We start from the raw sequence: 11,894 nt of genomic DNA on the forward strand, positions 1-11,894 counted from the left end.
CCCATCTTAGACAAAGACAAGACGGGACCGCCATCATGAGCGACGAACAGGTAGAAATCAGCGTTATTCCCAGCCTGACCCACGTCGACGCTGTGGATTGGGATGCCTGCGCCTGCCCCGAAGCCATAGACGGCAGACCCGTTGATCCATTCACCACTCACAGGTTTCTAATGGCGCTGGAACGCTCTGGTTCGGTGGGCGTGGGCACAGGCTGGCAACCGCAGTATTTGCTTGCACGGCTTAATGGCACATTGATTGGAACCGCCCCGCTGTTCGCAAAGAACCATTCGCAAGGTGAGTACATTTTCGATCACAATTGGGCGCAAGCTTTTGAGCGCGCGGGCGGTGACTACTACCCGAAGCTGCAACTCGCAGTGCCGCACACCCCTGCCACGGGACGAAGGCTTTTAGTAAAGTCGGACCACGCGGCGCTGGCCCAATCTGCGTTGGTTCAAGGGGCTGTTCAGCTTGCCTCGCAAAACCACCTGTCGTCGCTGCACATCACCTTTTGCACCGAAGCCGAGTCCGACGCTGGCGCACAGATGGGCCTGTTACCTCGGATCAGCCAGCAGTTTCATTGGGTCTCGGACGGCTATGCAAATTTCGACGATTTCCTCGCCTCCCTATCGGCGCGCAAACGCAAAAACATTCGCCGCGAACGTGCGCAGGCTGCTCGTTTTGGCGGCAGCATTCACGCGTTAACCGGCGACCAGATCCAGCCAGAGCATTGGGACGCCTTCTGGCGCTTCTACCAAGATACGGGCGCGCGCAAATGGGGCACTCCTTATCTGACGCGTGACTTCTTTGCCGAGGCGCAGGAAACCATGCGGGATGACATGTTGCTGCTGCTGGCGGAACGCGACGGGCACTATATCGCGGGGGCGTTGAACTTCATCGGGCGCGATACGCTTTTTGGCCGCTATTGGGGCTGTTTGGAAGACCACCCCTGCCTGCATTTTGAGCTATGTTACTACCAAGCCATCGAATGGGCGATTGCCCACGGCCTGACCCGTGTGGAGGCCGGTGCGCAAGGGGCTCATAAACTGGCGCGAGGTTACCTGCCAGTGGCCACACATTCGCTGCATTGGATCGCCGATGAAGGCTTTCGCACCGCAGTGCAGCAGTTCCTTGATGCGGAACGCAGGGCCGTCGACGAAGACATCGAGGTGCTGACCGAATACGGGCCGTTCAAACGAGGCGATAGCGCCCTAGACCCATAACAACAGGCCCCGCCAATTTGGCAGGGCCCCTTTGTTTTACAAGCTGCCAAGCAGGGCTTCGCCACCCGATACTTCACATACGCCCGGAGCCTCTTCTTCCTGCAATACCTTGACCACACCGTCTTCGGCATACATCGCATAGCGCTTGGACCGCGCAAGCAAGCCTGCGGGCGGGGCATCAAAATCCATGCCAATGGCTTTGGTGAACTCGGACCCAGCATCGGCCAGCATAGAGAGGCCTGCCTCGGTGGCTCCGGTGTTCTCTCCCCAAGCCTTCATCACGAAGGGATCATTGACCGAGACGCAGATAATTTCGTCGACCCCTTTGGCGTCAAAATCACCCTTTGTGCGTATGAAGCTTGGCACATGCGCAGAAGAGCACGTTGGGGTAAATGCGCCAGGCACGGCAAAGATCACGACCTTGCGGCCTTTGGTCAGGCTGGACAGCGAAACCGCCTCAGGCCCCTCGGCCCCAAGCCGAATAAGATTTACGTCGGGCAGTGAGTCGCCAGTAGATATCGCCATGTCGTTTTCCCTGATTGAGTTATGGTTCCCGATACATATAGGTTCACTTCAAACGCTAGACCAGAAGAGGGGCCTCGGATGAGCCACATAATCGTGATTGGTGCAGGACAGGCTGGATCGTCACTGACCGCCAAGTTGCGGAACTCGGGCTTTGACGGGGACATCACCCTAATCGGTGCCGAAGCCGTGCCACCCTATCAACGGCCCCCGTTGTCCAAAGCGTATCTATTGGGGGAAATGGACAAAGAACGGTTGTTCCTTCGCCCCGAGCAATTCTACACCGACCAGAACATCACCCTGCGCCTTGGTGCGCCGGTGACAGCAATCAACGCTGCGGCCAAGACCATCAGCATTGCTGGTGAAACCGTGGCCTACGACCAACTGGCCCTGACCACCGGATCAAACCCCCGCCACCTGCCCGCAAGCATCGGTGGCGCATTGCACGGGGTTCATGTTGTGCGCAGCCTTGATGATGTGGATGCCATGGGGGCCGACATGGCGCCTGGAAAACACGCTTTGATCGTGGGTGGTGGCTACATCGGGCTGGAGGCCGCGGCGGTGGCATCCAAAATGGGCTTGAAGGTCACGGTAATCGAAATGGCCGACCGCATCTTGCAGCGCGTCGCTGCGCCGGAAACCTCCGGCTATTTTCGTCAGCTACATGCGGACCACGGCGTCGATATTCGTGAGGGGATTGGCCTTGATCGCCTGTTGGGCGAAAGCAATGTCACCGGCGCACGCCTCACCGACGGTAGCGAGTTGGAGGTTGATCTGGTCATCGTCGGTGTCGGCATCACGCCTGGCGACGCATTAGCAAAAGAGGCGGGCTTGACCATCAACAACGGTATCGAGACCGACGCCCAAGGCCGCACTTCTGATCCTAATATTTGGGCCGCCGGCGATTGTGCATCCTTCCCTTGGCAAGGCGGGCGTATCCGTCTGGAGTCCGTGCAAAACGCCATCGACCAAGCCGAGCTGGTTGCCGAAAACATCATGGGGGCCAACAAGGATTACGTGCCAATGCCGTGGTTCTGGTCGGATCAATATGACGTGAAGCTGCAAATTGCGGGCCTCAACACCGGATATGACAAAGTCGCTGTACGCCAGACCGAAGACACGGTGTCTTACTGGTATTACCAAGGCGACAAGCTACTGGCAGTTGATGCGATGAATGATCCCCGAAACTTCATGATCGCCAAGCGCCTGATTGCAGCGGGCAAAAGCCCGTCAGCTGCTTTGGTGACCAACCCTGACACCGACATGAAAGCTCTGCTTAAGTGAGGATCATCGGCGGCATCCATCGCTCTGTGGCCTTGACGTCTGTCGGCAAGGGCGACGAGGCGGGGCACCTGCGCCCCACGACCGACCGCATCCGCGAAAGCCTGTTCAATGTGCTGGCCGGTGGTCGCTTTGGTGACCCGTTGGAAGGGGCACGGGTGCTTGACCTGTTTGCAGGGACAGGGGCGTTGGGGCTGGAGGCCTTGTCGCGCGGCGCCAAGCAAGTGTGCTTCATCGAGAAGGGGCGCGCGGGGTATAAGATTTTGTCCAAGAACATCGCCAAACTACGCGCCGGCGAGGTGACCAATGCCTTGACGTGGGACGCCACGCGGTTGCCTGACAACCCGTATGAGCCATTTGATTTGGTGTTTCTTGACCCGCCCTACGGCAAAGAATTAGGGGCAAAGGCCTTAACCTGCGCAATGAAACAAGGGTGGATCGCAGAAAACGCGCTTGTCGTGTGGGAAGAAGAGGCGCCGCAATCCGCACCAGAGGGGTTCGATGTTCTGGAAAGCAAGAAATACGGATCAACCCATATTACGTTTCTAGAGCTCAGCGAAAACTCCGCATAAAAAAGACCGCCCCAACTTGTAGGGCGGTCGATTGCTTTGCATCAGCTAAGGTCTCTACTGACCTTCGGCCACGAACGCCTTGGCGTCTTCCACCAAAGCTGCGCCAGCCAATCCTTTGTCAGTGGCCTCTGCGATCCATTCGGCGGTGACTTCCTCGCCCAGCGCCATGATACGTGCTGTCTCATCCGCCGACAAAACACCGATCTCGTTGCCGTCAGCCGTCATCACCTGTTTGCCAACCACGTCACCCTCGTCATGGGCGCGCCCAGCCCAAGCGGATGCGAATTCGCCAGAGTTGGCATCGATCACCGCTTGCAGATCAGCAGGCATGCTGTCGTATTTGGCCTTGTTCATCGCCCAGATGAAATACAGGTTGTACAAGGCCTTGTCGCCCGCCACATCTGTATGGCTGTCGGTCAATTCGTCCAGTTTCAGGGACGGGGACATTTCCCAAGTGATCACGCCGCCATCCACAACGCCTTTGGACAGTGCTTCAGGGAAGGCGGGAACTGGCATGCCAATCGGTGTGGCGCCCAGCTTGTCCAACAGCAAAGTGGCTGCACGTGATGGGCCGCGAAGCTTCAAGCCTTCGAAGTCTTCCACGGATTTGACGGATGGGCCTTTCTTGTGCACCAGTCCGGGGCCGTGCATGTGGGCTGCGATCACTTGCACGTCTTTGAAGTCATCCATCAGGTATTTTTGGGTAAATTTCCACGCGGCGACGGAAGCCGCCTCGCCGGATTTGGTGGTCATGAAGGGCAGCTCCATGGCCTCGGCTTCAGGGAAACGGCCAGGCTGATAGCCTGGGATCACCCAACCACCATCGACCGCGCCGTCGCGGATCAGGTCATATTGGTTGGGGGCTTTGCCGCCAAGTTGCATGAAGGGATAAAGCTCCACCTTGATGCGTCCGCCGGAATCCTTTTCGATTTTCTCGGCCCATGGCTGCATGAAATAAGTAGGGTTCGCCGACTTTGGCGAGACGAAGTGCTGGAAACGTAGTGTCACTTCTTGAGCCAAAGCGGTTGATGCGCTCGCCATTGTGAAAAGCGCAAAAGTCGTAGTCTTTAGAAAGGTCATCCAAGGACCTCCTTTTAATAAGTACGGTAGTGAGGCGTTAACCTCTGCGTGGCTTTAACCTCATCGTGGCTGGTATGTAAGTACTGCTCGGCCTAGTTGCAAGTCATTCGCAACAATGGAGCCCAAGTCGGCAAGGGAAGGGATTGTTTGCGCCTGTGAAATATGGAAGATTCATTGAAAATCGAGCAAAAGACCAAAATAGGCATGAACTTTATGAATGACCCGCAAATTCTGCTGGCAGATATCTTCGGATTCGATGAGTTCCGCACCGGTCAACGCGAAATCGTAGATGCAGTCTGCGCAGGTAAAAACACCCTTGCGATCATGCCAACTGGGGGTGGGAAATCGCTTTGTTTTCAACTCCCTGCCCTTGCGCGAGACGGGCTAACCGTCGTCATATCTCCTTTGATTGCGCTGATGCGCGATCAGGTACGGTCCCTTCGGGCAGCAGGGGTGCAAGCAGGTGCGCTGACCTCCGGCAACACCGAAGAAGAGACCGATCAAGTCTTCGAAGCCCTGCACAATAACGCGCTCAAGCTGCTCTATATCGCGCCAGAGCGCCTTGCTTCCTCTGGAACCCGCGACATGCTGAGCCGCGCCCGCTGTTCCTTGATTGCGGTGGATGAGGCGCATTGCGTCAGCCAATGGGGTCATGACTTCCGGCCCGACTATCTGCGTATTGGCGAGTTGCGCCGCGCGCTGGATGTTCCACTGGCCGCGTTCACCGCCACCGCGGATGCTGAAACCCGCGACGAGATCGTCACGCGGTTGTTTGACGGGCAACAACCCGAAACCTTCATGCAAGGCTTCGATCGCCCGAACCTGAATCTCGCATTCGAGGTCAAAGACGGCCCGCGTCGCCAAATTCTGGACTTCGCGAATGCCCGCAAGGGTCAGTCCGGCATCGTCTATTGCGGCACGCGTGCCAAAACCGAAACCTTGTCGCAAGCCCTGCGCGATGCGGGCCATTCCGCCTGTCACTATCACGGCGGCATGGACGCCGAGGACCGCCGCGAGGTGGAGCGGCGCTTCTCCCAAGAAGATGGCCTTGTGGTTGTGGCCACTGTGGCCTTTGGCATGGGCGTCGACAAACCTGACATTCGCTGGGTCGCCCACGCCGATCTGCCCAAATCCGTCGAAAGCTACTATCAGGAAATCGGCCGCGCTGGCCGCGATGGCACCCCTGCGGATACGCTGACACTCTATGGTCCCGACGATATTCGCTACCGCCGCCAGCAAATCGACGAAGGCCTCGCTCCCGACGATCGCAAAGCCGCCGATCATGCCCGCCTCAATGCGTTGCTTGGCTTGGCCGAAGCGTTGGAATGCCGCCGAAAACCATTGTTGGAATACTTTGGCGACACCGACGTCACTTGCGGGAATTGCGATCTTTGCGAAAAGGCCCCCGAAACATTCGACGGCACTGTCGCTGTGCGCAAAGCTTTGTCAGCCATCCTGCGCACCGGTGAGTATTTTGGTGCAGGACACTTGATCGACATTCTACTGGGCAATTCCACCGACAAGGTGAAAGCCCGCGGGCACGATGAATTGCCCACTTTCGGAATTGGCGGTGAATACGACAAACGGGGCTGGCAGGCTGTGTTTCGCCAAATGATGGGCCGCGACCTGATCCGCCCCGACCCAAGCCGCCACGGCGCCTTCCGCATGACCCAAGACGCGCGGCCTATTCTGCGGGACGAGGCCACGATTACCCTGCGCAAGGATACCATCCGCAAGGGCGCGAACCGCCCCGCGGTCAAAACGCTGGTCTCGGATGAGGATGCGCCGCTGCTATCCGCCCTCAAGGCCAAGCGCCGCGCCTTCGCAGAAGCCGCCCGCGCGCCAGCTTATGTGATTTTCAACGACAAAACCCTGATCGAGATGGCCGAAACACGGCCGTCCACCTTGGATGAATTCGCCCGCATTTCCGGCGTTGGGGCCAAAAAGTTGGAAAGCTTTGGCGCGGCCTTTTTGGAAGTTATCAATGGTGCACCCTCTCCCGAGCTGCACCCAACCCGCCGCAAGCTGGCCGGTCGCGACAGCGGGGCGCTCTATGATCAACTTCTGGAGGTCCAAGCCAATCTGTCTCGCGGCGCCGAAGGCTACGACAAACCGCTGAGCTGCTCGGCGTCTTTGATCGCCAAGGTGGCTGAGACCAAACCAAGCGACAGCAATTCCATGGCGCGCCTTCTTGGCGACCGCCGTGCTGAACGTTTTGGTGAGGCCTTTCTAAATGTGCTGAAAGCCTCTTGAGGCCACGGCGCAGGCGGCTACATTGAACGTCAAAGGAGCCCCCCTATGCTGACCGTAATTTCGCCCGCCAAGAAACTGGATATGACCGCCGTGAACGTCACTCCGACCCTGCCGGAGTTTCAGGCTGATGCGAACATATTGGCAAAGGTGGCGCGTGACCTGTCAGTGGATGACTTGCGCAAGCTGATGCATATCTCCGAGAACCTCGCGACCCTGAACCGCGACCGCTTTCACGCGTTTCAGGACGCCAGCACCCCCGAGAACGCCAAAGCCGCAATGTATATCTTCGCAGGTGACACCTACACGGGTCTGGAGGCCAAGAGCCTTGACGCAGACGAGGTAACCTTCGCCCAAGATCACTTGCGCATTTTGTCGGGGCTTTACGGGCTTCTCAAACCACTCGACGCGATCCAAGCTTACAGGCTGGAGATGGGCAGCCGGCTGAAAACTGCACGCGGCAAATCTTTGTATGACTATTGGGGCAGTACCATCAGCGAGGCGCTGAATGCGCAGGCCAAAGACCAGCAAACCGACACGCTCGTCAATTGTGCCAGTCAGGAGTATTTTGGCGCGGTGAAGCCCGACGCATTGACCCTCAATGTGGTCACTCCGCAGTTCTACGAGGACAAGCCAACCGGCCCCAAGATTGTCAGCTTCTACGCCAAGCAAGCGCGCGGGGCGATGGCGCGCTTTATCATTCAAAACCGCCTGACCAAACCCGATCAGATCCGCGATTTCGACACCGGCGGCTATGCGTATCAAGCCGAACAATCGACACCAAACCGTCCTGTTTTCTTGCGCACAGAAGCTGCTTTTGAGGCCTTGAAGAAGGCATCTTAACGCCGGCTTTTGCCAAGCGCGTAGAATCCGCTTAATCTGCCCTCAGCCCTTACAAATCCCGCGCACCATTCACAGGTACATAGACGGGAAACGAAGCAATCGGGGGCAGAGGACAAGACGATGAGCAACACCAGACGCGCATTTTTGCTCGGCACAGGGGCCTTGGTTGGTGCCTATGCAACCCGCAAATATTACACCACTCCGGACCCTGCGGGACGCGTTCTCGATGCCCCGACAAGCGACCCGTTGATCTTGAACGACGCCTCCGAACTGTCACCTACCCGCGTCGCCAAACATCTGATCCTGACCGACCGCTTCGAGGCCCCCCAAATCGAAGCCTTGCGGGCTGAACTGTTGGACGCCAAGCGATCTGGCCGCGCGATGATTGCCTCGGCTGCGCGGCATTCCATGGGCGGGCAAAGCATGGCCGTTTCCGGCACGACCATCACCATGAACGACGAATGGCTGGAGCTGGACAAAACCGCGCTGACCTATCGCTGTGGCGCTGGCACGCGGTGGTCAACCATCATCGCTAAACTCGACGCTGAAGGATATTCCCCCGCCGTCATGCAATCCAACAATGACTTTGGCGTGGCCGCGACCTATTGCGTTAATGCTCATGGCTGGCCGGTGCCCTTTTCTGGCATGGGGTCGACCGTCGTAAGCTTGCGAATGATGCTGGCGGACGGGTCTCATATTACCTGCTCGCGCGAAGAGAACGCCGACATCTTCTTTGCCGCAATGGGGGGGTACGGGCTGCTGGGCGTCATCACGGACATGACAGTCAGAATGGTCGCCAACACCCGCCTGCAGCCTACGTTCGAAAAGATGGACGCCGAGATGTTTGGCCCGCGCTTTGTGCAGGCCATCAAAGGGAAAACCGGCGTGCAAATGGCCTACGGACGCCTAGACGTCAGCAAGGATCGCTTCTTCGAGCAGGCCATGATGGTCACCTATCGTCCCAGCCAAGATCAAAGCGATCTGCCGCCCGCACCGGGTTCTGGTTTTATGTCCAAGGCGTCTCGGTCCATTTTTCGTGCGCAACTTGGCTCCGATAGCGCCAAGCACCGTCGTTGGTGGTTTGAAACAGGCCTCGGGCCTTGGGTCGGCAGCGGCGACACCACACGAAACACGCTTCTGAACGAGCCAGTGGTCACCCTAGATGACCGCGATAACACCCGAACCGACATTCTGCATGAATACTTCATTGCGCCTGAAAAATTCGCGGGCTGGATCAGCGCCTGCCGCGAAGTGATCCCTTCCAGCTATCAAGAGCTGCTCAACATCACCCTGCGCTATGTCGCGCGAGATAGTGAAAGCTGGTTAAGCTATGCGCCAGCGGACCGGATCGCCTGTGTTATGCTGTTCTCGCAAGAAAAGACCCACCGCGGTGAGGAAGACATGAAACGCATGACGCAAGAGTTGATCGATCGCACGCTGGATCTGGGCGGCAGTTACTACCTGCCCTACCGGTTGCATGCGCGCCAAGACCAGATGGTCAAAGCCTACCCGGGCCTGCGTCCGTTCATCGCCAAGAAACGCGCCATGGATCCGACTAACCTGTTCCGCCACGCGATGTGGGACACCTATATGGCAAGGGGCTGATACCATGACCATTTTGCGCCTGATCACCTTTGGCTACTTCGTCTCGCTGCTGATTGCCGCCTCGCTGAATTACCTGCCCATCGACGGCATCATCGACGACCAAGGCTACGCTTTCGGCATCTTCGCTTTGGATGTGTTCGACGATCTGTTGCATGTGGCCTCTGCGCTTTGGGCGCTTGCTGCCGCGTTGATCTCGCATCGGGCCAGCCGCGTTTTCCTGACCTATTTCGGTGCGCTCTACTTTGCGGATGGTTTGCTCGGCCTCGCCACAGGATCAGGCTTCCTAGACGCAGGGATCTTGATCTATGGCTTCTATGAATACTCAAGTTTCGCGATCAAACTCGCCGCCAATATCCCGCATCTCTTTTTGGGCGGCTTCGCTCTTGTCGCAACCTATTTGGGGCGCAAGTGAAGCGGCTGCTCAAATGGCTGGGGCTGATGCTGGGGGCATTGATCCTGCTGATCGCCGCCCCGATCGCCTACACGGAAACCATGTGCCGTGGCACGCCGCTGGAGCAGGCCGAGGCGAAATACATCACCGACCCCGCATGGCAGCGAGCGGAGGCGCGAACCTACCTCACCTATCCCGAGTGGCACATTGTCTACGCCTATGAAGGCTACGCCGAGGTATTGAAGCGCGCTGATCCCCACAACTTTCCCTACAGCCAAGCCATCACCGGCTTCTGGACGTCGCTATGCGCCCTTACGGAGAAAGCCGATGAATTGGGCGAAGCTGGGACAGATGCCAAGCTGACGATCTACACAATCGGGGCCAGCTTTACGCTCGAGATGCTGTTCAAGGCTGCCTATGAAGAAACCATAGGCCGCATGGCGTCTTGGACCTCCGACACCTCTCCGCAAGACAAGGTAGAGGCCGCCATGGCCGACGACTATGCCACCTTCCTGCAAGAGGTTCCGTGGTACAAATACGACTTTGACGGCTGGTACGCCAAACTTATGGCTGCCCCCACACAAGGCGTCAGATCCTTTGAGCGCCGCATCGCCCTAGGCATCGAATGGAAGGCCAAAGCGGCCTATGCCCGCCTCATCGAGAAGGCCGCGGGGGCGGTCGGCAAAGACGAATTGACGATGCGCATAGCCATCCAAGGTGCAACGCCAGCCTATCTAGAAAGCTTCCCCAAAGTCACAATCATTCGCACCGAAGGCGATACCATCATCGCAGAGGTGCCGCGCTATAGGACCTTCACCAGACTTGTTGAAAACATGATTATCTTGTCGCGCGACAGCGAAGCCCGCATCGTGGAAATCGCGGGCAATGACGACATCCTTGTTAGCCTGCAATCACGGCCCAACCCCATATTGCCAGATAACATAAACATCTTGTCGGTCACCAAGCGTCCCGGAACCTACGACAAAACTCGCGTTCTAATCACATTGAAAGTAGATCAGCTTCACAGTCTGTACCCGCTGCTAAAACTCAGCGGGCTAGAACATATCTACGACTACTAGATGCGGCACATCTTGATCATATGCACCCTTGTCGCCGTTTGGTTCGCGCTGGCTCTTGGTGCGATGCTGACGGGAACAATAGCCACCGCAGCCGTGCCCAAAGGAACCAGAATACCAGCGAACGTGGCGATTGTGGGAAGTGCGCCTGGCCTGCTGATCCTGCGCAGTGATGACCCGAACTATGTCCGCAATCTATATCAAAACGGTGCCAAACTGGTGCTGCCCGCGCGTAAAAAGACCTGCCTCAACTTCCAAGGCTAAAGGATCTGGGCAAATCCTAGTCTCCATTTGGTTACAAATACTCAAATACCGTCAGCAGCCGAAAAGACCGCAACTGCGGTACTTCACGACCGCGTCAAACGTCTCGGGCAATGTGCCGGACGGTTGCAAGATTTCCAATGTCGGGATCACCAGTTCAACGGTGGTACCATCGTCGGAAACCGCACCGTTGGTGCTTTCGATTTCTAGCGCACGCAGACGCACGACAATCTCGGATTCCGCCAACCCGTCCGCAATCAAAGAGAACATCGGATTGTCCGTAGATAGCTCCGCAGGCATCCCCTCGATCTTCTCGAAGTCCAGTGGCACGGATATCTTCAGGCGTTCTTCGTCCAGCCGCACCAGTTCCATCTCGCCTAGAAACGGGTCTTCGGACTTGGCGGCGGCCGCTTCGGCAATGGCCTCATCTACGGTCAGTGTTTCGTTGATCTTGCACGATACAGTTTCTGGCGACTCCACCCGCACGGAGTCTGCGGGGCAAAGCGCACCTGCTTGCGGTCCCATCGCCTGTACCATGTCGAACAATTGGCGCCCCAAGGTCATTGTGGTGGCGGTGGTGATCACCTCGTCCTCACCAATTTTCACGTCCGTTTCTACATCCAGACAGGCGGACAATGGCAGGATCAAAACAACGGCAAGCTTGCGTAAAAACATCAGGGAAACTCCAAATACCAATTGCTGGCAACTTGCCCGATATCGCCCCTTTTGGAAAGACGCGCTTTCCCTCGGTGTCGCATGAAAAAGGCCCCGACATTGCTGCCGAGGCCTTGCT

Annotated in this window: 12 protein-coding genes; 9 read left to right on the plus strand and 3 right to left on the minus strand. The window is 57.5% G+C overall.

Features of this window, described 5'->3' with window-relative positions; genetic code table 11:
- Positions 1-35 precede the first annotated feature (35 nt).
- Positions 36-1,220: a GNAT family N-acetyltransferase gene (locus Q0746_RS08215; RefSeq protein ID WP_298259090.1), complete on the plus strand. Its 1,185-nt coding sequence runs from the start codon at positions 36-38 to the stop codon at positions 1,218-1,220.
- Between the two features lie 36 nt (positions 1,221-1,256).
- Here Q0746_RS08215 and Q0746_RS08220 read toward each other — a convergent pair whose 3' ends face one another.
- Complete coding sequence (locus Q0746_RS08220) at positions 1,257-1,745, minus strand: peroxiredoxin (RefSeq protein WP_298259092.1); 489 nt, start codon at positions 1,743-1,745, stop codon at positions 1,257-1,259.
- A 78-nt stretch (positions 1,746-1,823) separates the two neighbouring features.
- On the opposite strand from Q0746_RS08220, the gene Q0746_RS08225 reads away from it, so the two are divergent.
- Entirely contained in the window at positions 1,824-3,026 is a 1,203-nt protein-coding gene (locus tag Q0746_RS08225) for an FAD-dependent oxidoreductase (RefSeq protein WP_298259094.1), read from the plus strand.
- Entirely contained in the window at positions 3,023-3,595 is a 573-nt protein-coding gene (gene rsmD / locus Q0746_RS08230; protein ID WP_298259096.1) for a 16S rRNA (guanine(966)-N(2))-methyltransferase RsmD, read from the plus strand. The genes Q0746_RS08225 and rsmD overlap by 4 nt, the downstream gene beginning before the upstream one ends.
- A 54-nt stretch (positions 3,596-3,649) precedes the next feature.
- Here rsmD and Q0746_RS08235 read toward each other — a convergent pair whose 3' ends face one another.
- The gene (locus Q0746_RS08235) at positions 3,650-4,675 is read right to left on the minus strand and encodes a TRAP transporter substrate-binding protein (protein WP_298259098.1); all 1,026 of its coding nucleotides are present in this window, start codon (positions 4,673-4,675) and stop codon (positions 3,650-3,652) included.
- Positions 4,676-4,888: 213 nt separating this feature from the next.
- On the opposite strand from Q0746_RS08235, the gene recQ reads away from it, so the two are divergent.
- The 6 genes from recQ to Q0746_RS08265 all read left to right on the plus strand — a co-directional run bounded on the left by recQ (position 4,889) and on the right by Q0746_RS08265 (position 11,104).
- On the plus strand, positions 4,889-6,928 hold the full coding sequence (recQ, locus tag Q0746_RS08240; RefSeq protein WP_298259715.1) for a DNA helicase RecQ: 2,040 nt from the start codon (positions 4,889-4,891) through the stop codon (positions 6,926-6,928).
- Positions 6,929-6,973: 45 nt separating this feature from the next.
- Positions 6,974-7,768: a peroxide stress protein YaaA gene (gene yaaA / locus Q0746_RS08245; protein ID WP_298259100.1), complete on the plus strand. Its 795-nt coding sequence runs from the start codon at positions 6,974-6,976 to the stop codon at positions 7,766-7,768.
- A gap of 120 nt (positions 7,769-7,888) precedes the next feature.
- On the plus strand, positions 7,889-9,373 hold the full coding sequence (locus Q0746_RS08250; protein WP_298259102.1) for an FAD-binding oxidoreductase: 1,485 nt from the start codon (positions 7,889-7,891) through the stop codon (positions 9,371-9,373).
- Between the two features lie 4 nt (positions 9,374-9,377).
- On the plus strand, positions 9,378-9,785 hold the full coding sequence (locus tag Q0746_RS08255) for a hypothetical protein (protein ID WP_298259104.1): 408 nt from the start codon (positions 9,378-9,380) through the stop codon (positions 9,783-9,785).
- Positions 9,782-10,843, plus strand: coding sequence for a hypothetical protein (locus Q0746_RS08260; RefSeq protein ID WP_298259106.1), 1,062 nt, complete (start codon positions 9,782-9,784; stop codon positions 10,841-10,843). Before Q0746_RS08255 ends, Q0746_RS08260 begins: the two co-directional genes overlap by 4 nt.
- The gene (locus tag Q0746_RS08265; RefSeq protein ID WP_298259108.1) at positions 10,844-11,104 is read left to right on the plus strand and encodes a hypothetical protein; all 261 of its coding nucleotides are present in this window, start codon (positions 10,844-10,846) and stop codon (positions 11,102-11,104) included.
- A 51-nt stretch (positions 11,105-11,155) separates the two neighbouring features.
- Here Q0746_RS08265 and Q0746_RS08270 read toward each other — a convergent pair whose 3' ends face one another.
- Positions 11,156-11,776 (minus strand): hypothetical protein, encoded by a 621-nt coding sequence (locus Q0746_RS08270; protein ID WP_298259109.1) that lies wholly within the window; start codon positions 11,774-11,776, stop codon positions 11,156-11,158.
- Positions 11,777-11,894 lie beyond the last annotated feature (118 nt).

This window comes from uncultured Litoreibacter sp. (assembly GCF_947487515.1).
GTDB lineage: Bacteria > Pseudomonadota > Alphaproteobacteria > Rhodobacterales > Rhodobacteraceae > Litoreibacter.